Annotated in this window: 21 protein-coding genes and 2 pseudogenes; 17 read left to right on the forward strand and 6 right to left on the reverse strand. The window is 57.3% G+C overall.

The window, feature by feature from the left end; translation table 11 throughout:
• The first annotated feature begins 19 nt into the window (after positions 1–19).
• The 4 genes from AB4O12_RS07550 (at position 20) to AB4O12_RS07565 (ending at position 3,598) form a co-directional block, all read left to right on the forward strand.
• Entirely contained in the window at positions 20–790 is a 771-nt protein-coding gene (locus tag AB4O12_RS07550; RefSeq protein ID WP_252878104.1) for an SDR family oxidoreductase, read from the forward strand.
• A 24-nt stretch (positions 791–814) separates the two neighbouring features.
• Entirely contained in the window at positions 815–1,960 is a 1,146-nt protein-coding gene (locus AB4O12_RS07555; protein WP_095179870.1) for a glycerol dehydrogenase, read from the forward strand.
• Between the two features lie 108 nt (positions 1,961–2,068).
• Positions 2,069–2,605, forward strand: a complete 537-nt coding sequence (locus AB4O12_RS07560) for a 2,4'-dihydroxyacetophenone dioxygenase family protein (protein ID WP_024012829.1) — start codon at positions 2,069–2,071, stop codon at positions 2,603–2,605.
• Between the two features lie 87 nt (positions 2,606–2,692).
• Positions 2,693–3,598: a LysR family transcriptional regulator gene (locus tag AB4O12_RS07565; protein WP_016774575.1), complete on the forward strand. Its 906-nt coding sequence runs from the start codon at positions 2,693–2,695 to the stop codon at positions 3,596–3,598.
• A 121-nt stretch (positions 3,599–3,719) separates the two neighbouring features.
• Here the strand turns inward: AB4O12_RS07565 and AB4O12_RS07570 are convergent.
• From AB4O12_RS07570 to AB4O12_RS07580, 3 genes and pseudogenes are all read right to left on the reverse strand, one after another.
• Positions 3,720–6,178, reverse strand: a pseudogene (locus AB4O12_RS07570) (fimbria/pilus outer membrane usher protein).
• 197 nt (positions 6,179–6,375) lie between these two features.
• Positions 6,376–7,124, reverse strand: a pseudogene (locus AB4O12_RS07575) (fimbrial biogenesis chaperone).
• A 68-nt stretch (positions 7,125–7,192) separates the two neighbouring features.
• Positions 7,193–7,798 (reverse strand): fimbrial protein, encoded by a 606-nt coding sequence (locus tag AB4O12_RS07580; protein WP_056785673.1) that lies wholly within the window; start codon positions 7,796–7,798, stop codon positions 7,193–7,195.
• A 320-nt stretch (positions 7,799–8,118) separates the two neighbouring features.
• On the opposite strand from AB4O12_RS07580, the gene AB4O12_RS07585 reads away from it, so the two are divergent.
• From AB4O12_RS07585 to AB4O12_RS07610, 6 genes are all read left to right on the forward strand, one after another.
• The gene (locus tag AB4O12_RS07585) at positions 8,119–9,339 is read left to right on the forward strand and encodes an EAL domain-containing response regulator (RefSeq protein ID WP_056785675.1); all 1,221 of its coding nucleotides are present in this window, start codon (positions 8,119–8,121) and stop codon (positions 9,337–9,339) included.
• A gap of 173 nt (positions 9,340–9,512) precedes the next feature.
• Entirely contained in the window at positions 9,513–10,220 is a 708-nt protein-coding gene (locus tag AB4O12_RS07590; RefSeq protein ID WP_041478777.1) for a response regulator transcription factor, read from the forward strand.
• 52 nt (positions 10,221–10,272) lie between these two features.
• Complete coding sequence (locus tag AB4O12_RS07595) at positions 10,273–13,860, forward strand: transporter substrate-binding domain-containing protein (RefSeq protein ID WP_460061166.1); 3,588 nt, start codon at positions 10,273–10,275, stop codon at positions 13,858–13,860.
• A gap of 101 nt (positions 13,861–13,961) precedes the next feature.
• Positions 13,962–14,339 (forward strand): type 1 fimbrial protein, encoded by a 378-nt coding sequence (locus tag AB4O12_RS07600; protein WP_016774580.1) that lies wholly within the window; start codon positions 13,962–13,964, stop codon positions 14,337–14,339.
• A 338-nt stretch (positions 14,340–14,677) separates the two neighbouring features.
• Complete coding sequence (locus AB4O12_RS07605; protein ID WP_150635414.1) at positions 14,678–15,109, forward strand: hypothetical protein; 432 nt, start codon at positions 14,678–14,680, stop codon at positions 15,107–15,109.
• A 115-nt stretch (positions 15,110–15,224) separates the two neighbouring features.
• Positions 15,225–16,853 (forward strand): methyl-accepting chemotaxis protein, encoded by a 1,629-nt coding sequence (locus AB4O12_RS07610; RefSeq protein WP_236169726.1) that lies wholly within the window; start codon positions 15,225–15,227, stop codon positions 16,851–16,853.
• Positions 16,854–16,891: 38 nt separating this feature from the next.
• Here the strand turns inward: AB4O12_RS07610 and AB4O12_RS07615 are convergent, their stop codons facing one another.
• Complete coding sequence (locus AB4O12_RS07615) at positions 16,892–17,476, reverse strand: hypothetical protein (protein ID WP_056785683.1); 585 nt, start codon at positions 17,474–17,476, stop codon at positions 16,892–16,894.
• A 641-nt stretch (positions 17,477–18,117) separates the two neighbouring features.
• Between AB4O12_RS07615 and AB4O12_RS07620 the strand changes: the two genes are divergently transcribed.
• On the forward strand, positions 18,118–18,762 hold the full coding sequence (locus tag AB4O12_RS07620; RefSeq protein WP_460061169.1) for a fimbrial protein: 645 nt from the start codon (positions 18,118–18,120) through the stop codon (positions 18,760–18,762).
• Here the strand turns inward: AB4O12_RS07620 and AB4O12_RS07625 are convergent.
• On the reverse strand, positions 18,757–19,116 hold the full coding sequence (locus tag AB4O12_RS07625) for a response regulator (RefSeq protein WP_016774585.1): 360 nt from the start codon (positions 19,114–19,116) through the stop codon (positions 18,757–18,759). The two genes, AB4O12_RS07620 and AB4O12_RS07625, sit on opposite strands and share 6 nt — an antisense overlap.
• 23 nt (positions 19,117–19,139) lie before the next feature.
• Complete coding sequence (locus AB4O12_RS07630) at positions 19,140–20,579, reverse strand: ATPase domain-containing protein (protein WP_041478782.1); 1,440 nt, start codon at positions 20,577–20,579, stop codon at positions 19,140–19,142.
• Between the two features lie 313 nt (positions 20,580–20,892).
• Between AB4O12_RS07630 and pstS the strand changes: the two genes are divergently transcribed.
• The 6 genes from pstS to AB4O12_RS07660 all read left to right on the forward strand — a co-directional run bounded on the left by pstS (position 20,893) and on the right by AB4O12_RS07660 (position 26,145).
• A complete protein-coding gene (pstS, locus tag AB4O12_RS07635; RefSeq protein WP_051600442.1) occupies positions 20,893–21,924 on the forward strand; it encodes a phosphate ABC transporter substrate-binding protein PstS in 1,032 nt (343 codons plus the stop codon).
• A 74-nt stretch (positions 21,925–21,998) separates the two neighbouring features.
• Positions 21,999–22,967, forward strand: a complete 969-nt coding sequence (gene pstC / locus AB4O12_RS07640; protein WP_095179884.1) for a phosphate ABC transporter permease subunit PstC — start codon at positions 21,999–22,001, stop codon at positions 22,965–22,967.
• Entirely contained in the window at positions 22,964–23,875 is a 912-nt protein-coding gene (gene pstA, locus AB4O12_RS07645; RefSeq protein ID WP_016774590.1) for a phosphate ABC transporter permease PstA, read from the forward strand. The genes pstC and pstA overlap by 4 nt, the downstream gene beginning before the upstream one ends.
• A gap of 75 nt (positions 23,876–23,950) precedes the next feature.
• Positions 23,951–24,712, forward strand: a complete 762-nt coding sequence (gene pstB / locus AB4O12_RS07650) for a phosphate ABC transporter ATP-binding protein PstB (protein ID WP_016774591.1) — start codon at positions 23,951–23,953, stop codon at positions 24,710–24,712.
• A 93-nt stretch (positions 24,713–24,805) separates the two neighbouring features.
• On the forward strand, positions 24,806–25,504 hold the full coding sequence (locus AB4O12_RS07655; RefSeq protein WP_150635412.1) for a hypothetical protein: 699 nt from the start codon (positions 24,806–24,808) through the stop codon (positions 25,502–25,504).
• Positions 25,504–26,145 (forward strand): hypothetical protein, encoded by a 642-nt coding sequence (locus AB4O12_RS07660; RefSeq protein WP_224787229.1) that lies wholly within the window; start codon positions 25,504–25,506, stop codon positions 26,143–26,145. The genes AB4O12_RS07655 and AB4O12_RS07660 overlap by 1 nt, the downstream gene beginning before the upstream one ends.
• Positions 26,146–26,285: the final 140 nt, after the last annotated feature.

A 26,285-nucleotide genomic window follows, 5' to 3' on the forward strand; every position in this document is an offset into this window, starting at 1 on the left:
CTGCAAGTGAGAACAGCTCATGACTCATTCCAGACACGCCGGGCGCACCGTATTGGTCACCGGCGCCGGGGGCGGCATCGGTGCGGCGATCGCGCGGTTGTATTGCGAAGAAGGTGCAGCCGTGGCGCTGCTCGATGCTGATGCCGACAAGGTGCAACAGCAGGGCGTGGCGTTGCGTGATGCGGGTTTTGCGGTCGCGTGGGCGCAGGCTGATGTCGCGAGTTTTCAAGACTGCGCTGCTGCATGCGAGCGCGTGCAAGGTGAGCTCGGCCCCATCGATACCCTGATCAACAACGCCGGCGTTTCGCCCAAACACCACGGCGCACCCGCGCCGATCTGGACCATGGCGCCGGAGGAGTGGCTGCGGGTGGTCGATATCAACCTCAATGGCTCCTTCAACCTGGTGCGAGTGCTCGCGCCCGGCATGGTCGAGCGCCGGTTCGGGCGCATCGTCAATATGTCTTCGGTGGCGGGCAGCGCGTTCTTGCCGATTGTCGCAGCGCACTACAGTGCGACCAAAGCCGCAATCATCGGCTTTACCCGCCACCTGGCCGGCGAACTCGGGCCGTTCGGTGTCACCGCCAATGCGCTGGCACCTGGACGAATCGAAACGCCATTGCTCAAGACCGTATCGGCCCAGGCCAATCAAACCGTGGTCGACGAGACACCGCTGCGCAGGCTGGGCACACCGCTTGAGGTGGCGAGAGCGGCGTGTTTTCTCACGTCAAGCGAAAGCGACTTCATTACCGGCCAGGTGGTTGATGTCGCGGGCGGCTGGTTGATGCGCTGATGACTTCTTGCGAGGACGTTTGTCATGGTTAAAACGATGGGATTTCCCGGGCGCTACGAGCAGGGTCCGAATGCATTGCAACAATTGGGCAGAGTGCTGAACGACATGGGCCGATCACGGCCGCTGGTGCTTTGCGATGAGTTTGTCGCCCGGCATCTATGGCCGCAGGTTGGCGCCACGTTGCAGGACCAGGGATTGGAGCCATTGCACATCGAGTTTCCCGGCGAGTGCACGCGCGCTGCGATTGCGCAGTTATCCGAGCAGGCATTGCTGCACGCCCCCGACACGATCATTGCGCTGGGCGGTGGCAAGACCATCGATACGGCGAAGGGGCTGGCGGCCAATCTCGACGTGCCGATCATTGTCTGCCCCACGATCGCTTCAAGTGACGCGCCAACGAGTCGGCTGATCGTGCTTTACGACGAAGAGCACAAAGTGGTGGGCGTGGAGTTTCTGAAGATGAATCCCGCTGCGGTGATTGTCGATACAGAGGTCATCGTTCAGGCGCCGGCACGGTTCTTCGCGGCCGGGATCGGCGATGCCATCAGCAAGAAATTCGAAGCCCGACAGTGCTACGCCGCCGGCGGCCACAACTCTTTCGGCACACCGCCGCTGCACACGGCATTGATGCTCACCAACCTGGTTTTCGACACGCTGATGCAGTACGGCGTCCCGGCATATCAGGCGGTGTGTCGACATGAACTCACCGATGATGTCGAGCGGGTCATCGAAGGCACCGTGCTGATTAGCGGTGTCGGTTTCGAGAGCGGTGGTTTGTCACTGTCCCATGCCCTGGTTCGGGGGCTGACCGCGATACCGGCGATGGCGTCGATGCTGCATGGCGAACTGGTGGCGTTCGGCACGCTGGTGCAGATGGCGGTGGAGGCGCGACCGGCCGAAGAGATTGAACAGGTCGCGCGTCTGCTGCACGCGGTGAAGCTGCCCGTGACGTTCGCTGAACTGGGTCAGCGCACGCCGTTGACGACGGCGCAGATCAATATTCTCGTGGACGCAACCTTATCGGCGGTTTACGCCAGAAACATGCAACCGCCCTTGAACTACCAGCGCCTGGTGGAAGGATTGGCGGCGGCTGACAGCCTTGGTTCACGGCTGGTCAGAGTCTGCGCGAACCCGCCCCGACACTGTGATCCTGCGTCACAACAGGTGTGACCAAGTAGCTGTTTTCTCCCGTACAGCGACGCCATAACCTTTCCCTCAAGCGAAATCCTGGCGCAATCAAGTGCTGTGAATTCGTCAAAAAAACCGAGAGGCCTGACTATGAATACTCCTGTTAAACCTGATGAACTCGCCATTGCGTATCAGTTGCCGCAAGTTCCCTTCATGACGCCCGACATGGTGCATCCGGGCGTCATGACGCAGTGGCTCGAAGACGATGCGCTGTGGGTGCCGGTAACAAAATCTGTCTCCTTCAAGCCATTGCTGCTCAACACCAGCGGCGGCTATTACATCAACCTGTTGCGGGTGCGTCAGGCCGGCGTGCTGTCGCGTCACCGCCATACCGGCGGCGTGCATGCGATCGTGCTCAAGGGTCGCTGGTACTACCTGGAGCATGACTGGGTCGCGGAGGAGGGGTCTTTTGCCTATGAGCCGCCCGGTGAAACGCATACCCTGTTCGTCCCCGAGGATGTGAGTGAAATGATCACCTGGTTCCACGTGCAGGGTGGCTACACTTACGTCGATCCGCAGGGCGTTGCCGTGGGTTACGAAGATGTGTTCACCAAGCTTGAAGCCGCCCGAGCGCATTACAAGACGCTGGGCTTGCCGGACGACTACATCGAACAGTTCATTCGCTGACCCGGACCCCAGGAAAAAGCGCGCTTCGGCGCGCTTTTTCATAAGCGTTGAGACAACATGCCTTCAAGCTTTTCGCCAGGACCGGCCATGGACAATTATTCGCAGCTGCTCGCTTTTATATGGTCTACCGAATGTGGAAGTTTTTCTGCTGCCGCGCGCGCCCATCACCTGACGCCATCAGCGGTCAGCAAACTGATCACCCGCCTGGAAGATCGCTTGCAGGTCCGGCTGTTCCAGCGCGGCTCACGCGTGCTGACGCTGACCGAGGAGGGCGCCGCTTACCTGCGCAGCGCCAAAGCCGTCGTTGAAGCCATGAACGAGGCGGACTCGCTGGCCGAGGCGTTGCCCTCCAGGGTCAGTGGCACCCTGCGCATCCACACCATGACCTCTTTCGCCAAACACCAGATCGTGCCGTGGCTACCGGAATTTCTGGATTTGTATCCCTCACTGGACGTTGAGATCCAACTCGGCGCGCAATTCGTCGATCACTTCGAGCAAGGGCTCGATATCGCCATCCACAGCGGCGTATTGCCCAGCTCATCACGCATTGCCAGACGCATCGGCGAATGTGAATGGCTGATCTGTGCCTCGCCGCAGTACCTGGCTGAACACGGCACACCAACCACACCCGCAGATTTGCTGAATCATCGTTGCTTCAATTTCAGCTTCGTCAGCCCGTGGAACAAATGGTCATTTTTGCAGGATGGAGACGGCGTCTCGGTACCGGTGACCGCCAGCGCGTCGTTTACTCAAGGCGATCTGTTGCGCGACATGGCGCTGTCAGGCGCTGGCGTGGTGAAGCTTGCGGACTTTCATATCGGGCTTGATGTAAAAGCGGGAACGCTAGTGCCGTTGCTTGAGGATTTCAAAACGGGTGTGGTCGAGCCGATCTACCTGCTTTATTCGGATCGCAAGCATTTGAGTCCACGGATACGAGTATTCATCGAGTTTTTTCAGAACAAGTGGCGTGAGCATCCGTGGAAGGTCTCCTGACGTTCAGCTCTGGGGGCAGCGTATTGATCAACGCGATGCTCAAACTGCGCATTAAAAAGCCCTGAATCATCAGGGCTGAGTTTTGGTTGAGGGGGCGTAGAGTGACAAGCTCGCGGTCGGTCTACTTCGCGCTCGAAGAGCAGGCCAACCGGTATTGCTCATAGTTCAAGCCTTCGACCTTTTCCGGCAGCTTGTACGGCACGGGGCAGCTTTTGCCCTGCCACTTGATGGTGATGACACCGTGATCTTTGGTCACCAGCGCCAGGGCCTTGCCCGTCGGATCTGACAATGCCAGTTGTTTGCCGTCGCTATCCAACAGCACCGCGCCGAATGGAATCGGCTGGCCGTTGGCATCGTACAGTTCAAACTGGACGCGTCTGCCTTTGCTGCCTTCGAAGCGTGCAAGAACTATCGAACCTCGTCTTGGCACCAGTTGCTGGGTGGCATTGTCCAGCTCGATCTCACCGCCCAGGTTACGCGTGTCCAGCGTTACCCAGTTCACGCGGTACGGTTGCGCGTTAGGCAGAACCGCATAGCCGTTCAGGCCGGTTTTCACACCCGAATAGCTGCTGACTTCGACGCCCGACATGCCGGGCACTTCCACCAGACCGAACGTTTCACCGACGGTCTGGCCCATATTGATGCCGCCTGCATGGGCCACCAGCGATCCGGCGGCACTCAGGTTCTGTGATTCATAACCGTTGCCTCGGTTGTAACCCAGGCTCAGGTCGCCCATCGATGTGCGGGTACTCAGGCTCAGCGAGCCAGATCGATCGCCTTGGACACTGCGCCCGGTCTGCACGGAATAGTAGGTGTCGCTGTCCTCGGTCAGATAACCGTTGATCCCGGCTTGGGTGCTGGTACCGGTGTTCTGATGGTTACTGGAAATGTAGGCGCGCGGTGCGCGGGTGTCGAACCGAGCGGAAACGAAATCGAGACGCTCAGTTGTGTGTCGTTGCTGGTGTCACCGCGCGCGCCGAACTCCTGGGTTTTGCTCAGGCTGATGTTGTAGTTCAGGTCGCGCCAATTGTTGTTGTAGCCGGCGGAAAAGCTCCGCGAGCCACCGCGATCCCAATAGCGCTGGTCACTGGCGTTCAGGTACAGCGAGCCGAACTGGCGTGCTTCGCCCAAAGTCTGGTTGACCGTGAGGTCGGTGCGGGTTTTGGAATTACCCAGGCGCCGGGTGGCCCCGGAGCTGGTGTCCTGGACATGGTCGGTCAGCGTGCGGTAACCCTCGGTCGAATAACGATAAGCGGCGAGGGTGAAGCTGGTATCGGTGCCGGTGAAGGTCTTTGCATAGAGCGCGCGTATGCTGCTGCCCTGGGTGGTTTTGCCGAATGCCTTGCTGGACGATTGCGTCACGTCCAGGGACATTGCGCCAATCGAGGTGTTCTTCGCCGCACCGATGGACAGCGCCTTGAAGCCGTTGCTCGCCTGAAGGCCGGCAATGCCTGTCAGGTTGCTGGTCAAGCCGTAGGCGAACGTGCCGCTGAGGAAGGCGGGCTTGTCATAGCCCTCGCTGTTGTTATTGAATTTGCCGCTCGACAGGCTGTACTTCAACTGTCCCTCACGCACCATCGTCGGCAGGGCGGAGAATGCCTGTCGGGTGACCTTGCGCCGTCCATCCGCTTCAACAATGGTGATCTCCAGATCGCCGTTGGAGCCCGATGGATAGATGTCACTGATCTCGAACGGACCCGGCGGCACGTTGGTGGTGTAGAGAATGTAGTTATCCTGGCGGACCTCGATCGTGGCGTTGGTTTCAGCAACGCCACGTATGATCGGCGCATAGCCGCGCTCGCTGTCTGCGCGCATGCCCTCATCAGAGGCCACCTTGACGCCTTGATAGCGCACGCTGTCGAACAGATCCGAATCGGAAAAGATTTCCCCCGCACTCAGTTGCCCCTTGATCGCCGTGAGGTCGCGCTGGATGAAGGTGCGGTTGCTGACGAACCGATTGGGCCGGCCGGTGGAGCTGCTCAGGTTGGACTCGTTGCGCAGCCGCCAGGCGCCCAGGTTCAGGCCGTTGCGAAGCCCGAGGTTGTTGGAAATTTGCGTCGAGTAATCGGTTTTGCTGCGGGTGCTGCTCAGCTGGTAGTTGATGAAACCGGCGGCCACACCTTGGTCCCAAAGCTCTGGATCTACATAGCCGCGCATGCCACGCGCCATGGCGACCTGCGGCACACTGATATTGAGGCGCAGGCGGTTGGCATCGAAATTGAGACTCGCTTGCTCGATCATTGCAGGCAGGTCGTAGTGATCGGCAGGGTGTTGCTCGTCAACCAGACCCTGCTCACGCAGTTTGCGCATGTCCACACCCAGCTGCTGCAACAGTTCCAGAGTGATGCGTGGCTCGACTTTGCCGTTGACCGGGTTGGCCGCGAAATCGATATCGCGACGCCCGACCAGCGTGCCGTTGCTGAACACGTCGACGCGGTATTGGCCTGGCAAGACGCTGTTGGCATTCAGCAACGGTTGCAGATCGACCGCCGATGAACCTTCAAGGAACAGCGTATTGAAAGATTCACTCGCCACTGCGGCCGGGGCTTCGGCGCCCACGGCGAATCCGCAAATGGCCATGTTGATAGCAAAGCACAATGGATGCAGGCAGCCCAACGCCGCTTTGTTTTTCTGGCGCGCAACATGATGCTTAACACAACTTTCAGATGTGTGGTGTTGGGAGGAAAACATGCAATTTGCCTTATCAGTCCGTGTTGCTTCAACCGGAGTCCGGAACTTGTGAATAGCTTGTAAGTTGGCAGGGTGGGGTGGGGGATTTACTGGGCGGAGGCATCTTTCACGCGCTCGGCATGGCTTTCGGCAACGCTTAGTGGTGCATCGAATCGTTGTTGTGCGCCGTAATCGTTAATTGCTGAAAAACTCAAATGCGAAGTACCAGCTGGCAGATCTTTCAGATTGAATGAGCGAACTTCCCCGGAACGATCATTGTCGAATCAATTACCAATTCCGCTTTTTTTCCTGCAACGACTTTCAGATCGGCCAGCGACACGTGGTAGTTGCTTTGGTTTTTTACTTTCAGCACCGACTTGCCAGCCTGAGTGACCAATTGCCATGCAAGTTGCTCCGGTGCCTTTGCGGCATCACCGGTGAGTCCGTCCGGGCGGAAGAAGACCTTGATACGCTGACGTACCGCCAATTGCAGCGTGTTGATATCGGCAGCACTGGCCTGGGGGATTTCCTGCACGTTCAGCCATACCACCGACTCCTTGTCCGCAGGCATGCCGCGGCCTTCATAAAGAATCCTCAGTAATTGCTGTTGATTGGGCTCAAGTTTGGCCAGTGGTGGAGTAACTGCGAAAGGCGGTGCGCTGCCAGCGGTGTCGCCGGCATCCAGCCACGATTGCGCCAGAATGGTTTGTCCGCCGTTGCGCACGGTGACATTCGCCTCTTTGTGCGCGCCATCGAAGATAATCCGGGTGGAGCTCAAGGAGATGCTGGCGAATGCCGAGTGCGTCATCAACACCCCGGCAAGCCCCAGGCAAAGCGGAAAGTAGCGACTTAACATAGATTTCACCGATTAATCTGTTCGGGAAGGACGAGGCACAGCGGCCCCGTCCAGGTATTGCGGGCTGCTTATTCGTATTCGAGAACGAACGGCAGAGTGGCGTTACCGGTACCGGCAGTAGCGGTGGTCTTGTCGCCGGTGGTGACGTAAGCGGCTGCGAACGACAGGGTGCCATCACCACCTGTGGTTGCGTCGCCAGTCAGGTTGGTCTGCACTTTGGCAGTGGCTTCGGAGCTCAGGTCGATCAACTGGCCATTGCTGTCCAGCAGTGCGATACCAACGCCCTTGGCCGCGTCTGCACCCTGCAGCTTGAGAACTTTCTTGCCATCAACCAGGCCCGAACCGCCGTTTACGGTTGGTTTGAACAGCATCGAAACCTTGGTGCCAGCGTTGCAGTTCACTTTCAGGTTGAAATCGTTGGCGGCCACACGACCGGCGCCCGGAGCAGAGTCGGTGCCCATGTCTTTGATCGACACGCTGCCCATGTCCACGGCAATCATCTTGTCGTTACCCGAAGCGCCGTCTACCGAGCAGGCGTCGTTGTTGATAACGCCGGTGAAGCTGATTTGACCGCTGCCGCCCTTGACAGCTTTGGCCGCTTCTTCTTCAGCCACTGCGCCAGTGGAGGCAGCCAGTACGGAAAGAGTGAGTACTGCGAAAGCGAACTTTTTCATGTTTATATCCGAAGTTATTGTGAAGTGCTGCATTGAAATGCCAGGCCATATTAGGTGTGCGGTGGTGGCGGGTCTTTGGGATTTGTCTTAAAGCGATAAAGGTGCGAGCCGGTCAGTAATATGGCAGTGGCGTATTCATATTTGCGGTAATGGTGCAGCGAACCAAATGAGACAATTCTCAAAGTCGTGCGGTCTTTGTCTGGCTAGTATTCGCGGATGCAGAAATTCTCAGTCAACGCAAAGTTTGTGAGCGGGCGTCCTGCTTGAAAGATTATTCAAACTTTCGCTATTAACGACTGATAGAAAGAGGTTCCAGGTTTGTGAACACGCTTCGTATATTGGTCTTGGAAGATCACGCCTTTCAGCGCACGGCGGCAGTCAGTGCGCTTAATAGTCTGGGGTACAAAAATATCTTTCAGGCGGCTGACGGCAAGGATGCGCTGGCTGTGATATCCCAGGCTGGAGGCGTGGACGTTGCATTGTGTGACTTGAGCATGGCCGGGATGGATGGTTTGACGTTCTTGCGCCTGGCGAGAGAGGCCGGTTTGATTCGTGCAGTGATCATCTGCAGTTCACTGCCTGAAGACTTGTTGCGCACGGTTGACCGGATTGTCACGTTGCAGGGGCTGGAATTGCTTGGCAGTGTCGGCAAGCCTCTGATGATCGATGTGCTGGGGCCATTGTTGGCGCGTTATCGGCCGCACACTCCGGGCGATACCAAAGTGGTGGAAAGTCATCTCGATCAGCCTTCGGAGAACGAAGTGCTCGAAGCGATACGCCGTCAGGAATTTCGCGCCTACTTCCAGCCCAAGTTTCATCTGCGCAGTGGTGAGGTGGATGGCGCCGAGGTGCTGGTGCGATGGCAGAGCCCCAGTCGTGGATTGCTTTCGCCGGGCATGTTCTTGCCGACGATCGAGCGCTGCGGGCTGCTCGATGAGATGTTTTTCAGCCTGCTCACGCAAGGCTTGAGTCTGCAGCGCTTCGTCCAGTCTCACGGCAAGCCGTTCAAGCTGGCGTTCAATCTCGACGTGACGCAGATGGCCAATCCGAATCTTGTCGACCGGATCAAGGCGCTGTTGCGCATCCATGGCGCCTCGCCAGCTGGGCTCATTTTCGAGCTCACGGAAACCGGCCTGCTGCAGATGCCCGAGATCAGCATGGAAAACATGGTGCGTCTGCGCATGCTCGGCTTCAGTCTGGCAATCGATGATTTCGGTGTCGGCTATTCTTCACTTGAGCGGCTGTGCCAGATGCCGTTCAACGAAATCAAACTCGACGCCGGCTTCGTGCAGAATTTCCATCAGGCGCGCTACAGCGCGGTCATCCACGGGGCGTTGGCCTTGGCGCGGGAATTGGACATGCGCGTGGTGGCAGAGGGTATTGAAACCGCAGATCAGGTTCAGCATCTGGCGCGGCTTGGTTGTCAGTGGGGGCAGGGCTTCTTCTATGCTCGCCCGATGAATTGGGCGCATTTGGTCGACTGGCGTTTCGAAGGCCAGAAGTCGTCCTGGCGCCGCGCAATAGGCACATCCGATCGTTGATGCAAGCGGCATTCTGACTTTTGGGACAAAGCCCTATTTCGTCACGCCTTCAAAACACTCATCATGTGCCGAGAAATCAATCAGATGCACCTGAATGCTTCGGTGATGCCCGGGATTTGCTGCGGTTGCCAAGTGCTGATGGTCCTCCAACACTCTTCATCATGGAGCTGTTCATGCATTGGTCAGTCGTGAATCCGTTACGCGTTGCCATCCTTGATGATCACTCGCTCATACGTCTGGCGATGAAGTCGCGGCTGACGCGCGAAGCCGAGTTCAGTGTCGTAGGTGTGTATGGCAGCAGCGCGCAGTTGCTCACCGGATTGCGCGAAATCGACATCGACCTGCTGATACTCGATTACAAACTGCACGATGGGGAGCTGGACGGGCTCAATCTGATCCGCCTGCTGCGCAAGCAATATCCGGGCATGCGCATCCTTGTCTCATCTTCCGAAGAGCGCCCGGCGGTAGTGAATATGGCGATCGGGGCGGGCGTCAGCGGATTCTTCGGCAAGTCGCAGTCGGTCGATGACCTGATCACCGCCATCCGCAGTGCTGCGTCCGGCCAGTTGTATCTTTCGCCGGAAATGGCCTTCGAACTCGATGTGCTGCCTGCGTCGGTCGACGAACCTGCTGGTGCCAATGACGATGGCGCGGCGCACGGCGACGACTTCCTCAGTAATCCTCTTCTGTCACCGAAAGAAAAAGAAGTATTGCGCTGCTGCCTCGAGGGGATGGGAGTGACGCAGATCGCTTTGAAGTTCTCGCGCAGTCGCAAAACCATCAGCGGGCAAAAACAGGCCGCTTTCAAAAAGCTTGGCATTCGTGGTGATGCGGAGCTGTTCAAGTTGCAGCACAGCCTGACGGCGGACAACCAGGGATAACTCGCTTATGTTTCATCTGTTGCGCGGTGTTTTGCTAGTCAGTGTGCTTGTCATGTTCGGTAGCGGGTCGTTGTGGGCAGCAGAGCCGCGCACTCTGCAGGTGTTCGGTCGGTCTGACTGCAAGGAGCTACAGGTCGATCTGGCCAATGAAGACTGGAGTTGGCTGCGGCAGAAGCGCAGTCTGGTGCTGGGCTCGGCGCTTCCGGATTTCCCGCCTTATGTCATGACCGCCAGCGGTACGCGGTACGAGGGAATAGCCGCCGACATCGCCTGCATTATCGGTCAGGCCTTGCATGTCGAAGTTACCGTCAAGGCTTATCCCGACCGCCGCGACGCCATGGCGGCGCTCGAGCGTGGCGACATCGACATGCTGGGCAGTTCCAACAGTTTCGAGTTGATCGACGGCCTCGTCACGCTCAGTAAGCCTTATGTCGAAGACGTGCCGGCAATGTTCATGCGCGGTGATGATCGGCGCCCGATGCCGGCCAATCTGGCCGGTTTGCGTATTGCGGTTGCCGACGATTACCTGCCTTCCAGTCAATTACACGCGTTATACCCCAACGCCGAATTCGTGCTTTTTCCATCGAACGAGTTGGCACTGGCTGCGCTGGCTTTTGGCAAGGTCGACCTGTTTCTCGGCGATACGGTGTCGAGCAATTACCTGATCAACCTCAACTACTTCAACTATGTGCGGCTGCACTCTTTCGTCAAAACCCAAACCAGCGGTTTCAGCTTTGCCTTGCGCCGGGGCAACGACCAATTGCTGCGTCTGATCGATTCGACCCTCGAGTCGCTGGGTGATGCGAAGATTGCCGAAATTACCAAGCGCTGGTCGGGCGGCGGCGGGGCGCTGACGCCCAAACGCATTGACCTGACACCCGGCGAAGCACGTTGGCTTGAGCTGCATCCGGTCGCGCGGTTCGTGATCAATGACGATCAGGCACCGTTTGCATTCTTTGATGGTGACGGCAACTTTGGCGGGATCGGCGCTGATCTGCTCGAGCTCATCCAGCGGCGTACCGGCTTGCAGATCAATGTCGAGCGCACCGACAGCTTTTCCAGTCTGAGCACGCGTCTGCTGGATGGCAGCGCGGATATTTCTCTGCTGACACCAACGGTCTCGCGGGAAGTCGGCATGCGTTTCACTCATCCGTTCCTTGCCAGCCCCTTTGTGATCGTCACCACCAAGGACGCAGGCGCGCCTTCAAGCCTGCAGGAGCTGCGCGGCAAGCGCGTCGCAGTGCCCGAAAGTTCGGCTGAGCGTGAGCTGCTCAAGGACTACCCCGACATCGAGATCGTTGATAACGAAACAGTTCTGGGCGCCTTGGCTGACGTGAAGGACGGTCGAGCGGACGCGATGATTACCACGTTGCACAGTGCGCGCTACTACATCGCCCACATCTACAGCGACAGCTTGCGTATCTCCAACATCGTCGGCATGAACAAAGGCTTCCTCGCTTTCGCCGCGCGGCGTGCCGATACCGAACTGGTCAGCATTCTGAACAAGGCGCTGCTGAGCATTCCGCCGGATGAGCTGGACGTAATCCTCAACAGGTGGCGTCCCATTGCAGCGTTTTCGGCGTTGTCGTGGCGCGATTACAAGGCGCTGATCTACCAGATCAGCGCTGGCGCGTTCCTGATTATCCTGGGATCGCTGGCGTGGAATTTCTACATCCGTCGGCAGATTCGCGAACGCAGTCGTGCAGAGCGCTTGCTCGGCGATCAGCTGAAGTTCATGGGGGCGCTGATCAACGGCACGCCGCATCCCATTTACGTACGTGACCGGGAAGGTCGGCTGGTGACCTGCAATAATAATTATCTGCAAACATTTGGCCTGTCAGAAAAGGACGTGATCGGCAAGACCGTGCTCGAAAGCGGCAAGCGCAATCGTCAGGAGGCGTTGCAATTTCACGACGACTACCTGCGCGTCATCGAGCAGGACGAACCTTACGAGGTGGATCGCACGCTGCATGTGGGTGATACGCGGCTGATCATTTACCACTGGATCCAGCCGTATCACGACACGGCGGGTGAAGTCAGAGGCGTGATCTGCGGCTGGATCGATATCAGCGAACGCCGTGAACTGATCGAGGAGTTGCGTTCGGCGAAAGAGCTGGCTGACGAGTCGAGCCGCGCCAAAACCACGTTCCTGGCGACCATGAGCCACGAAATCCGTACGCCGATGAGCGCCGTGATCGGCATGCTCGAACTTACCCTCAAGCGTGCCGAGCAAGGTCACTTCGATCGGCCGGCGATTGAAGTGGCATACGACTCGGCAAAAGGTCTGCTGGAACTGATCGGCGATATCCTCGATGTGGTACGCATCGAATCGGGCCATGTCAGCCTTTCGCCGAAACGTGCCAACCTGCGCGAATTGGTCGAATCCGTGGCGCGGGTGTTCGACGGCTTGGCCGGGCAGAAGAGTCTGGTGCTTAAGCTCGACATCGACGCCACTGTCGGCTGTGACGTATTGGTTGATCCGATGCGCTTCCAGCAGGTGCTCTCGAACCTGGTGGGCAACGCGATCAAGTTTACCGACACCGGCCATGTCAGCGTCTCGATTCGCGGCCAACGTCTCGCTGACGAACGCTTACAGGTCGACCTCAAGGTCGAGGACACCGGCATCGGCATTTCCAGCGCCGATCTGCAGAATCTGTTCCAGCCGTTTTCCCAAGCCAATCATGGCCCCTCCAGCAGAGGCGGCACCGGTCTGGGACTGGCGATCTCCCGTTCATTGTGCGAATTGATGGGCGGGCGGCTGAACATTACCAGTACGCTTGGCAAAGGCACCTGCCTGGAAGTGTCGCTGTTCTTCAATATTCTCAGCCCGCTTGGCGGCAAAGTGCTGCCTGTTTCGGTTGTTCAGGACAAACCGGTACCGACACTCAGGATTCTCGTAGTCGATGACCAGAGCGCCAACCGCCTGCTGTTGACGCAGCAGCTGAGTTTCCTTGGCCAGGCGGTGCGTGATGCCGCCGACGGTGCCCAGGCATTGGCGCTGTGGCGCTCGGAGCCGTTCGACATTGTGATCACGGACTGCAACATGCCGGTCATGAACGGCTATGAGCTGGCCCGCACCATTCGCCAGGACGAACGCGAAAGTGGTGGATCGCCGTGCATCGTACTGGGCTTCACGGCCAACGCGCAGCCGGAAGAAAAAGTGAAATGCCGGGAGGCCGGGATGGATGATTGTCTGTTCAAACCGATCAGTCTCGGCACCTTGTCGATCATGCTTGCAGGCTGGGAAAAAAATGTTGAAACCCAGCCATTTGAAAGCCCGCCTGCGGCGACTATCAAGGAGCTGGGTTCGATTCGCGAGCGTCTTGACGAGCTCACCGGAGGCGATCTCGACATGATGAAAGAACTTCTGCGCGAGGCGCTGTCGAGTTGCGAAAAGGATCTGGAGGAGTTGCATTCGCTAATACCCGAAAGCGATCCCGGGCTGTTGGCTGACCTGGCGCACCGCATCAAGGGGGCGGCGCGCATTGTTGCCGAGCATCAGGTCATTGAGGCGTGTAACGAGCTTGAAGCCGAGTGCGAGGCGCCTGTTATCGATCCGCTGGACCTCAATCGCAGTGCATTGAAGCTGGAGCATGCACAGGCTGATCTGATCAAGAAAATCAAACGGATCGAGCTGTAAACGTATCGGCTCATGACCATCCGACTGGCCTTGCATTAAAGCTGACGTTAAAGATCATTTTGCAGCGGGCGATACCTTGGTAATAACCATGGAGTTTCGCGATGATCATTCGACGTCCTTTATTGATTGCCTGCCTTTGCCTGCTCGGTTTTGACACCGTCAGCGCAGCCCAGTCTGCGCCGGTCAGCGGAGTGATTCGCTTCAGCGGTCGAATTGTCGAGGCAAGTTGCATTGCCAGTGGCGCCAGCCATTCTTCTGTCGAGTTGCTTGATTGCCCCCAGGCAAGCACCGGGCAGATTTTTACCGTGAACAACGTCAGTGCGGCAGGGCGAGGTGAGTCGCGCCAGCAGGTGTTTGTGAAGGTGATTGCCGATACTCATGAGCAGGACGATTATTACGACCAGCGCTTGCTGCTCACGGACAACAAGGGTCACCAGATAACGAGCGGTAATTACGTAGTGACGATGACGCTGCCTTGATGGCTTGGAAAGAATGAGTCTGCGCCCCTTGTTTCAAGGTTACTGACAAAAAGGGGCGTTAATAATGAGAATTGTCTGGTTCGCACAGAACCGTCCCGCGCTTCTGGCTTGTCGCCACTCCCCTGCGTTGCAAAATCCCTCCTTCAACACTTTCTGAGCCAGACCATGCGCCGATCGCTTGGGCTGTCGTCAAGGTGTGGCTTTTTATCATCTATCCCTGCGTTCATTTTTGAGACAAGTCTCATATCAGGCAAGTTGGCCCTTGGTTATTTTCTTGAAAGGAAGAATGGAGCTGCCAAAGGTGCCCGATGTTTCTTGAAAATAACCGCAGTCGATCCTTGCGGATCCTGATCGCCGATAGCGATGTGCGCAGAGGTCTGTCAATCGAACAGCAGTTCAACAAGCTGGGCTGTCTCAGCGTCTTGAACGTTTGCACTTATCGTGACCTGAAAATACTGACGTATTACTGCCCTCAACGGTTGAGCCTGGTCGTCGTCAATGCTGAGCTGCTCAGCGAGATGGCGATGGATCCGCTCGACTTTTTCGGGGAAAACCCGCTGATTCGTCATTTGCTGATTTTCAATCCCAACGATGATCACCAGTGGTCGAAGACCTTCTTCAACCCGCATCCGCAACGCTGGATGCGCCTGGTCTCGAAAATCAATCTGCCGCGACTGGCAGATTTTCTGATGCTGGCCGACCCGGCGCTCAAGGAACTTGCGGAGCCGGCCTCGACCGACTCCACACTCTCTTCGTGCGCAAACCGCTAGCTGCTGCACCTTCCCGCGATGATCCACGTAGACGCTGAGGTGCTATTGCCCAGCGCCTGCTGTGCCGCCCACTCGTTTGCCCCATTGTCTTGAATACACTCTAAGGTAAGGCATCATGCTGCTTCGTAAACTCAATCTCGCGCCTCGTTCGGCGCTGTGTTTCGGCTTGTTCTGTCTCATGATTATCGCGATCGGATTGATCGCTCTGCAGCAAGTCGACTTGCTCAACAAGGCAGAAACGTACGTCGAGACGACGATCGTGCCGAGTATCAAGCTGCTCGGCCAACTCGATCGAGAGTTCGTCGAAATCAAGGGCAACAACGCTCGCTTGCGCAATCCCATTGAAACGAGTGAGCGCAAAGCGCAGGCCCTGATTGACATTCAGCAGTCGCGTCAGCTGATCAAAAAACATCAGCAAGCGCTCATTGATCTGCTGGCCACTGACGCTGGGCGCGAGGCGTTCGAGGAGTTTGCCAAAGCACAGAAGGTCAACGATCTGGCTCAGGAGCAATACCTTCAAACCGTGGCGAACGGGCAGCTTGAAGCGGCCATTGCGTTGTCAAAGAATCAGATGCGTGCTGCCTCGGATGGCGTACAAGTCGCGCTCAAGAAGCTGATTGCACTCAACGAAATAGAAGCTTATGAGGCGGGCAAGCAGGCCGACAATGTCTATGAGCACACGCTGTTGATCGTCAGTGTGTTCATTCTCATCGCGATCGGTGCTTCGTTGGCCCTGGCCGTGTTGTATACCCGCAGCCTGACGGTACCCATTGCAGGCTCGCTAAGGGTGGCGGAATGCATCGCCGCCAATGATCTGAGCGAAACCATTGCGCTGGATGGCTCTGATGAGGCGGCGCAAATGCTGTCGTCATTGGCGGCGATGCAAACCAGCCTGCGAGATGCCTTGATCATGATCCGTGATTCGTCCACGCAGTTGGCCGAGACCTCGGAGGTCATGCACGGCGTCACTGAAGATATCTCGCGTATCACTCAACGTCAGAGCCATGAAATCGAAATGGCCGCCACCGCCGTCACTGAAATGAGTGCAGCGGTGGAGCAGGTTGCAGACAACGCCGCATCGACCTCGCAGTTGACGTCGGAATCAAGTGCCGCAGCCGTCGCCGGTCGAAGCCAGGTCAGCGACACGGTAGCCGCAATCAACCTGATGGTGTCCAGCGTGCACAGCACCTCGGCTGAGGTGCAGGCGCTATCGACCATGGCGAGCGATATCAGCAGCGTGCTGGACGTTATCCGAGAGGTTGCCGAACAAACCAATCTGCTTGCCTTGAACGCAGCGATCGAAGCAGCGCGGGCGGGGGAGGCGGGTCGCGGTTTTGCCGTGGTTGCCGATGAGGTGAGAGGGCTGGCGCAGCGTACTCAGAAGTCGACCGAGGACATCGAGTCCATGGTCAGCTCCATTCAGTCGGGCACCAGCCGCGCAGTTTCCTCCATGAGCCACACCCGCGCTCAGGCCGAGAGAACGCTCGAAATGGCCAATATCGCCGGCGAAGTGCTGACCGACATCACTGGCTCGCTGAATCTCATCAACGAGCGAAACCTGCTGATGGCAACCGCTGCCGAGGAGCAGGCTCAGGTTGCGCGGGAAGTCGACCGCAGCCTGATCAGCATTCGTGACCTGTCATGTGAAACCGCAGAGGGGTCGAAACAGACGGCAGTCGCATCGGCGGAGCTGTCGCAATTGGCGGCGTCGCTGAACAAATTGACCAAGGAATTCAAACTTTAATCAGTAAACGTAAAGCCCTGGCTACCAGGGCTTTTTGATCAGCGCTCGATCGGCGCAGCAAAGTCTTGCGCATGGGGTGCAGAGTCAGTTTGTGCTGGCGATGCGGTTTGTGCTGTCAACTGCTCAATGCAGCTGGCGAGTTGTTTTTCATAGCTTTCAAGTACCGCTTCGGCTTCAGCTTCGCGCTCATCACGCAGGCGGAAGAAATCGTCGCGATTGAGTTGGTCCGCAACAAGTCGGATGTTTTGCTCGATGATCGCGCACAGTGAATCTTCATCCTCTAACGCCGCGCTGGTCAGGGCTGCCTGTCGATTGTTTTCGAGTTCGGTTTTTGCGTGCTCAGCGGCCTTCGCCTGTTCCTTTGCGCTAAGCAGGTCGGCTTCCAAAACCTGTTTCTGTTCCGCCAGGCGCTTCAGTTCTGCGCTCATCGACTGGATTGCATCGGCGCGCTGGGTGAGTTGGACCTCCTGTTGTTGCACCACAGCCTTCAGTGGAAACAGTTCATTGAGTTGGTAGCCGGCGACCACAGTCATGGCGATCAGTGCCAGCGCAAGAATGGTCAGGCAGTAGATGGCGGCGTTGCTCTGGGGTTTTGAGCTATTGAGGGTATCGAGGGCTCTCACGGAATCGTTTCTCCTATCAAGAGTAGACAGTGTAATAACCTCGATTCGCTGGGCCTTTAAGACGAGTCTTAAATTGTGCTCTATTTGCGTATGTCGATAACGGCTAACATTTGTTAACGAATTCGCAGAAGGCTTCTTGTTTAAACCGACTATCTAAAGTTTCTTGTGGGTCCATGAGAATTGTCTTGTTTGCGAATAAATAAACTTTTTGCTCAAGCTCCTTTTTTTCATTATCGTCTGCTGCCGCTTTGGTGGCGTTTACTGCTGATAGTTCACGCAATCGTCCGCCATTCAAATGTTTGCAAACACGGCGAGTTCAGAGAGATTGCTATGAAGTTTTCCCATGTTTTAATTGTCGGTTTTTTGTATTTACTGCCATTTAACGCAATGGCTGCAGTTTGCGAATTTTATCCCGACCATTCCAAGGGCAGTGTCAGGGTGGTTCTTCCAGCCACGATCTCGGTGCCTCGTGACACGCCCAACGGCACGGTTATCTATGAAAGCCCGATCGTGACCCTGGGCGCCATACCCAGCTCATTCAGGTGCTCTGCGGTACACAACGAAGGTGTACGCAATACTGTCGGCGTTACTCAGCCGGGCGCGGAGATTTTTCCTATCGGAAATACCGGAATCGGCTGGCAATGGGTCCGACCGCCATCGGGAAAGCGTGGAAAGGCTTTCCGGGAACTACCGACACTGCTGGCGGTTGGGGTTGGAATGGTTCTGAGCACATCTTGCGTTTTGTAAAGACGGGAACTATTTCCGGCAGTGCGACGATACCCTCAGGCCAACTTGGGACCTTCGTCGCTGCAGAAATCGAGCCTCTGGCAATGAATACAAATGGCACGCGGATCGTCTCGCAGTCTTGTGAAACACCTGATGTGAAAGTGGATATGGGCAGCTACACCATGAGCGATTTTTTGCAGAACGGTGACTATGCCAAGGAGAAATATTTCTTTCTTGATATGAAAAACTGTCCTCCCGGAATCAATAACTTCAGGTACTCCTTTTCGCCCACTGCGGGCAGCCCTGCATGGAGCGCTGATACCGGCGTGGTACACCTCAACAGTAATTCCACTGCCAAAGGGCTGGCATTGCAAATGCGCTTCAGTGACAGGACGATACTCAAGCTGAACCAGAATTACATAATGAAAGCGCCAACATCAAGCGGCGGTAATGCATCCGTTTCCTTGCAAGCCCGCTTCGTGCGCATCGAGCCTTCCAATGCGCAAATGCGAGCGGGCGATGCCAATGCCGAAATTGCCTTTGTCGTCGAGTATCTATGAGCCCAACAGCCTCTTTACCTCAGCCACAATCACCGCAATATCAAACGGCTTGGGCACCACCACATCAAACAGATCCGAACGCTGCATGCCGATGTGCGCTTGCGCGCCACTCATGAGAATGATCGGCAAGTGTTTGACGGACGGCTGGGCACGCACGGCTTCGGCGAATTCGAGGCCGTCCATGACCGGCATCATGAAGTCAGTGATGACCAGGGCTGGACGTTCTCTTTCCAGCACTTCGAGAGCCTTCTTGCCATTGCTCGCGGTCACAGTCATGAAGCCCTCATCCTCAAGCGCAAAGCCAAGAATGTCAGCAATCAGATACTCGTCGTCGACTACCAGGATGGTGGTCATGTTATTTCAACCCGCTTGCAGACTTACGAAATTGAACCAGGCAATGACTCAGCTGTGACTGAAGGTTCATTTTTCAAAGCCTTTTCCAGGAACACATCTTGATCACGGATAACCACCTCGAACCGCGACGGGTTGTAGGAGCTATCACGTATCTTGAGAATGGAAAGCGTCCTGTGAAGTTCAGCGTGATTCTCAAAGAAACGCATGAGCATCAGGTTGTCGACAATACTGGACAGGTCGGAGTTCGGTGCGCTGACCTCGGAGCCGAACAAATCGCGCATTTCCCATGAGGCGAACACCGTAACGCCTCTGGATCGCAGCTCATTCATCAGCGCGCTGAAAAAGTCGGTGATGCGTTCCGGTGTGGTTGAAACCCGAGTCATGCCGCTGAGGCTATCGATGAACAGGCGCTTGATGCCTTTTTCATCGACCAGGCTCAGCAGGCGTGCGCCGAGGCCGTCCAGCAAGCCTTCGGTAGTTGGCTGCCAGGCAATGCTCAGCGCACCGCTGTGTTCCATGTGTTCGATATCAATGCCCAGCGAACGGCCTTTGAGCCGCAGCCGCTGCGGGCTTTCATAGAAGCCGAAGTGCAGGCCCGGCGCTTCGGCCGTCGACTGTGCGATGAACTTCAGACCCAGCGTGGTCTTGCCGATCCCGGAAGGCCCCATGACCAGCGTCACGCTGGAGCTGTGCAAGCCACCACCGAGGATGTCATCCAGTGAAGCAATGCCGCTGGGGATGCGCGTCATGTCCGCGCTGTCAGGGGCGGAAGGGCGCTTGTAGAGGCTTTCGAGGCGAGGGTAGACGACCAGGCCGTTATCGGTGATCTCGCACTCGTGAAGACCGGTCAACGCGCCGCTGCCGCGAGTCTTGCGCAAATGAATGCGGCGCACCGAACGGGTACCGAACAGCTCTTCACCCATTTCGATGACGCCGTCGACCATCGTGTGCTCGGGGCTGCCGTCGTCCAGGCGCGAGCTGGTCAGGAACAGCACGGTGCAACCGGCGAACGCCGCATGGCCTTGCAGTTCGGAGATGAATTTTTTCGTATCGATCGGCGAGTCGGCCTTGGAGCGTGCGTTGAGCAGGCCGTCGACGACCATGACGGTCGCCTTCTGCCGGGTGATTTCGCGTCGCAGCAGCTTCACTACCTCATCGAGGCCTTCGTTTTCCAGCGTATCGAATGCGCTGACAAACTGAATTTCGGCGCCGACTCGCGAGGCGTCGAAGAAACTCATGGTCGACAGAAACTGGAACAGACGGTCGTGGGACTCGGCCAGCAACGTGGCGACCAGCACACGGCCGCCGTTTCGGGCGTGGTGAAATCCGAGCTGATTGGCAAGGATGGTCTTGCCGGAGCCCGGACGCCCTTGAATGATGTACGAGGCGCCCGCGACAAAGCCCCCCTGAAGCAGCGCGTCGAGCCCTTCGATCCCGCTTTGAAGGCGTTTTAGCTTTTCCACAATGCAACCCTGATCTGAATAAACAGGCTTGTTCAGCCGAATGAGTGAAATGCTAACGCCATTTCCGGTTGAGGGCCATAAAGGCTGGGGAAAAGTAGCGTTTTTGCAATGTGAACCTCGCACGTGACTGCTCGGGATCAGGGGGTAGTGACAAGTCCGGCACAGGAAGATTCGATTTTTCGAAACCCGGAGGCCGATTACATCCATAGGCGCTGCTGCGGACCATGAGGGTAACGCTTGCCACTTTGCTTTCATGAAATCGTCACAAAACTGCTGCAGAGTTCGGGAGCCCGTAATCACTAGGTGTCATTTAATGAAAAGTTTGATGAAGTCTGCTGCGCTCGCCATTGCGGTATCTCTTTGTGCCACCTCGGCCTCATTTGCAGCAGAAAATGTTCGCCTGACGGGGTCCGGAGCAAGTTTCCCGGCGCCGATCTACCTGACCTGGTTCAAGGATTTCAGCAAGAAATCCGATGGCGTCACTGTCGATTACCAATCCAAGGGCAGTGGCGCGGGCGTACAGGACTTCTTGAACAAAACCGTGGATTTCGCTGCCAGTGACTCGGCAATGAAAGACGAAGATATCGCCAAGGTCGCCGAAGGCGTGCAGTTGCTGCCAATGACCGCCGGGGAAATCGTGCTGGCCTATAACCTGCCGGGCAATCCCAAGGGCCTGAAGCTGCCACGCGACGTCTATTCCAACATTTTCCTGGGCAAAATCACGCGCTGGAACGATCCGCAGATCGTCGCAGCCAACCCGGACCTCAAACTCTCCGATACGCCGATCACGGTTGTCGTGCGTGCAGATTCCAGCGGTACTACCGCCGTATTCACCAAGCACCTGGCAACCGTCAACGCCGAGTTCAAGCAGGCGTTGGGTGAGGGCAACACCGTCAACTGGCCGGCCAGTGACAAGTTCATCAAGTCGCCGAAAAACGATGGCGTAACCGCTACCGTACGCCAGACCCCTGGTGCGATTGGTTACATCGAATATGGCTTCGCCAAGCTGGCCAAGGTCGACTTTGCCCAGTTGCAGAACAAGGCAGGCAATTACGTCGTGCCAAACGCCGAAAGCGGTGCCGAGGCCCTGGCGGCGGTGAAGATGCCGGAAAACCTGGTGGCCTGGCTGCCTGATCCGGACGGTGCCAAGTCCTATCCGATCACCTCTTATACCTGGATGATTTTCCGCAAGGACAATGGCAACCCGGCCAAGGCCAAAGCCATGCGTGAAATGGTCGAATACAGCCTGACCGAGGGGCAGAAGATTGCCGATTCGATGGGTTACATCCCGTTGCCGCAATCGGTCGTCGAACAGGTTCGCAAAGCGTCCGCCAACATTCAGTAACGCCGTGAGGTCTCTCTCGGCGTGTGCGTCTGCGCCACGCCGGGAAAGTTTTCCCCCTGTTCCGGACTTAGCCCATGAACAAACCTTTTGTCGTACCGGTTAATCCCGACTCTGCCTGCCAGCCACCCTCGACGAAGGATTTTCTGGTTGATCGCACCTTCCGCGCGCTCGCGCGCATCGGTGTGGTACTGATTCTGGCGCTGGTATTTGCACTGGTGTTCGAAGTCGGACGCAAGGCACTTCCCGGTATGGAGAAGCACGGCTTCGATGTGCTTCTGGGCAGCGTGTGGGACGTCAACCAAGGCAAATACGGCATCCTGCCGGCCATCTGGGGCACGCTTTACAGCGCCTTCATCGCGTTGCTGATCGCCGGCGTTTTTGGCGTGAGCATGGCGATTTTCCTGACCCAGGATTTCCTGCCGACCAAGCTCGCTGCGCTGTTTCGCACCATCGTCGAACTGCTCGCGGCCATTCCCAGCGTGGTCTATGGCCTGTGGGGGATCTATGTGGTGATCCCGGCGATTCGGCCGCTGACGACCTGGCTGAACAGCGAGCTGGGCTGGATACCCTTTTTCGGCACGTCCCTGAGCGGTCCGGGCCTGCTGCCCGCAGCTCTGGTGCTCGCCATCATGATTCTGCCGACCATTGCCGCCGTGTCGCAGGACGCGCTTACGGCTGTGCCGATGAAAACCAAACAGGCCGCGTACGGCATGGGCACAACCCATTGGGAAGCGATTCTCAAAGTGATGGTGCCTTCGGCTGCCACCGGCATTTTCGGCTCTCTGGTGCTGGGCCTGGGGCGCGCGCTGGGTGAAACGATGGCGCTGGCCATGCTGGTCGGCAATGCCAACAACATTTCCCTCTCGTTGTTTGCACCGGCCAACACGCTTGCGGCTCTGCTGGCGCTGAACTTCCCCGAAGCCGGACCGAACGAGATCGAGGTGTTGATGTATGCCGCGCTCGTGCTGATGTTGATTACGCTGATCGTGAACATTTTCGGCTCGATGATCATGATGTACGCCCAACGGGGTAACAAGGGATGACTGATCTGACCGCAGCAACAGACCTGACGGCGCCAACCGGTGCGATGCCGAGTTTGCAACGCAGGTTCGAAGGCCGCGCGCTGCGCAGCCTGATCCTGACCACCCTGGTCTGGGCAGGTGCTTTGCTGGCCAGCGTGCCGCTGATTTCCGTGCTCTACATGCTGATCACTCGTGGTGGCGCGCGTCTGAACCTGGAAGTCTTCACTGAACTGCCGCCGACCGGCTTCGAGATGGGTGGCGGTTTCGGCAATGCGATGGCGGGTACTTTCGTGATGGTCGGTATCGCGGCAGCGATCGCGGTGCCGGTCGGGATCATGGCGGCCATTTTTCTGGCTGAACTGGGGCCGGATAGCAAGCTGGGGAACGCCGCGCGTTTTGCCGCCAAGATGCTTACGGGCCTGCCATCAATCCTGGCAGGTGTATTTGCCTACGCTTTGGTTGTAATGACGACTGGCACATATTCGGCACCGGCAGGTGGCGTGGCGCTCGCCGTCCTGATGCTGCCTATCGTGGTGCTGACCGCAGAAGAATCGATGCGGATGGTGCCCAAGATCATGAAAGATGCTGCTTATGGCATGGGCTGCACTCGCTCGCAGGTCATCTGGAAAATCATCTTGCCGACCGGCATGCCGGCGATCCTGACTGGCGTGATGCTCGCCGTGGCGCGTGCCGCAGGCGAGACGGCACCGCTGTTATTTACCGCGCTCTTCAGCAACTACTGGATCTACCACCAGGGCAATCTCGATGTCATGAATCCGACTGCCTCGCTGGCGGTGCTGATCTACAACTTCTCCGGCATGCCTTTCGATAACCAGCTCGAGCTCGCATGGGCGGCCTCGTTGGTGCTGGTGATGATCGTGCTGTTCGTGAACATCATCAGCCGGATTTTCGGCAAGCCCAAGTATTAAGAACGGGAGCATCTGATTTTGAACGTATCCACTGCGCAAATAGCCGCTCCGTTTGTCACCCAGGCGCCTGTAGTCATGGACTGCAAACTGGACAAGATTTTCTACGGCAACTTCATGGCAGTACGTGACAGCCACGTGCCCATCGAGAAAAACAAGATCACCGGATTCATCGGTCCCTCGGGCTGCGGCAAAAGCACCGTGCTGCGCAGTCTCAACCGGATGAACGATCTGGTGAAGGGCTTTCGTTTCGAGGGCCATGTGCATTTCCTCGGGCAGGACGTCTACGGCAAGGGTGTCGACCCGGTGGTCGTGCGCCGCTACATCGGCATGGTGTTTCAACAGCCTAACCCGTTCTCGATGAGCATCTTCGACAACGTCGCGTTTGGTCTTCGCCTCAATCGCTACAAGGGCGATATCGGCGACCGTGTCAAGCATGCGCTGCAAGGCGCCGCGCTGTGGGACGAAGTCAAGGACAAGCTCAAGGTCAGCGGCCTGTCGCTCTCCGGTGGTCAGCAGCAACGCCTGTGTATCGCCCGGGCGATCGCCACTGAACCGGAAGTCCTGCTGCTGGATGAGCCTTGTTCGGCACTGGATCCGATCGCCACCCGACGCGTCGAAGAATTGATGGTCGAGTTGAAGAAGGACTACACCATCGCGCTGGTGACCCACAACATGCAGCAAGCCATCCGTGTTGCTGACACCACAGCGTTTTTCTCGGTGGATATTTCCCAGGGCACGCGCACGGGCTATCTGGTCGAGATGGGGCCGACGGCGCAGATCTTCGACAACCCGCGTGAACAGATGACCGGCGATTACATCAGCGGCAAGTTCAGCTAAGTCACAGCACCGGTCACGGCCGCCTACCTGCACAAGCCAAATGGATTTGGCGGGCATCGGTGGACATTTACCAAGCGTTTCCAAGGAGCTCCAATGCCTGCCACGCATCGCCTTGATTTGCCAGCGATTGAACGCGCACTGCGTAACGTGCAGAGCCGTTTTGCCGAGCTCAGCCGGCACTTCACCGAGCCCCGAGACCCGTTCACTGACGAAGTCCTGAACAATGTGCTTGAAGGCTATGCGTTGGTTGACGAATATGTTGCCCGCGGCATCGACCTGTTCGATCTGCAGCAGCTGAACCTGATGCTGGAGATCAATGCCACAGTGCTTTGTGGCCGGGATCCGGCGCGCCGGCTGGAATACGCCCAGCATCTGGCAGCCACTGAGGCGCACTTCTTCAACAATGTTGAGGGAGGCATCAAGGACTTGTACAACTGGTATTGCGCGTATCGCAGTGAATCGGTCTGGAAGCGTGCAGCGGGGGTCTATGTGCGCATTCTGAGCAAGCCGCAGCTGTTTATCGAAGGCAATAACCGCAGTGGCTCGCTCATTGTCAGCTACCTGCTCATGCGCGCAGGACTGCCGCCGTTCGTGCTGACGCTTGAAAACGCCGAGGGCTATTTCAACCCGTCCTCGGTCATCCGCAACTCCGCCAAGCATGGCGTCAAGGCGTTGTACGAATTGCCCAAGATCAAGAAAAAATACGCAGCATTTTTAGAAGAACAGGCGCCCGATCCAATGAAGTTCTTTCTCAAAGACAAGCCCCTGCCTGTCTCCCAAGGTGGCCATTGATGAGCGGGGCTCCAGCATTGGCCAAATGCAGAACCTTCGCCAGCCGGGCAGGGCAAGTCATCCGCTGCGCTCTGCCGCAGCTGTTCAGGCGTCAGCGCATACGAATTTCGTTCGATATCGATGACACGCTCGCTTGCCAATTGCACCATTGCGCAGTCGAGAAAAGCCGACTTCCCGCCTGTATTCATCGTTGGCTGGGTGAGCCGTTGCGCATGGGCACGCGATCGCTGATCCGAGAGCTGCGTCGCCAGGATTGCAGTGTCTGGGTCTACACCTCATCCGGGCGCACGCCGTCCTATATCAGGCGCTGGTTGGCGCTGTACGGTATCCGCGTCGATGGCGTGGTCAACAGCGTGCTGCACAACCGTGCGCTGACGGCGCACGGGATGTCGAATGCGCCTTCCAAGTATCCGCCAGCGTTCGATATCGACTTGCATGTCGATGATTCGGAGGGCGTGCAGATTGAAGGCAAGGATCATGGCTTCCGGGTGGTCGTGGTGCATCCCGAGGATGATCGCTGGGCGCAGAAAGTGCTGGATTCGGTGGCCAAGGTCCAGGCGCAGCTCGCCTGGCAGCAAATGCTCAGACCTCAGGCGCCGGTGCAACAGCGTGCGGAGGCTGTCTTTGAGTCGCTTGGCTGAGCGGGTACGCATTGGCTATTCGGGCAGCAGCGCCTCAGGTGTACGAGGCACTGCTGTGAAATGACTCAACAGATGCGCAAACGATGCTGCGCAAAACATATCTCGCAGAAACGACAAAGCCCTGAATAATCAGGGCTTTG

The sequence above is a fragment of the Pseudomonas sp. S2_A05 genome, assembly GCF_054668485.1.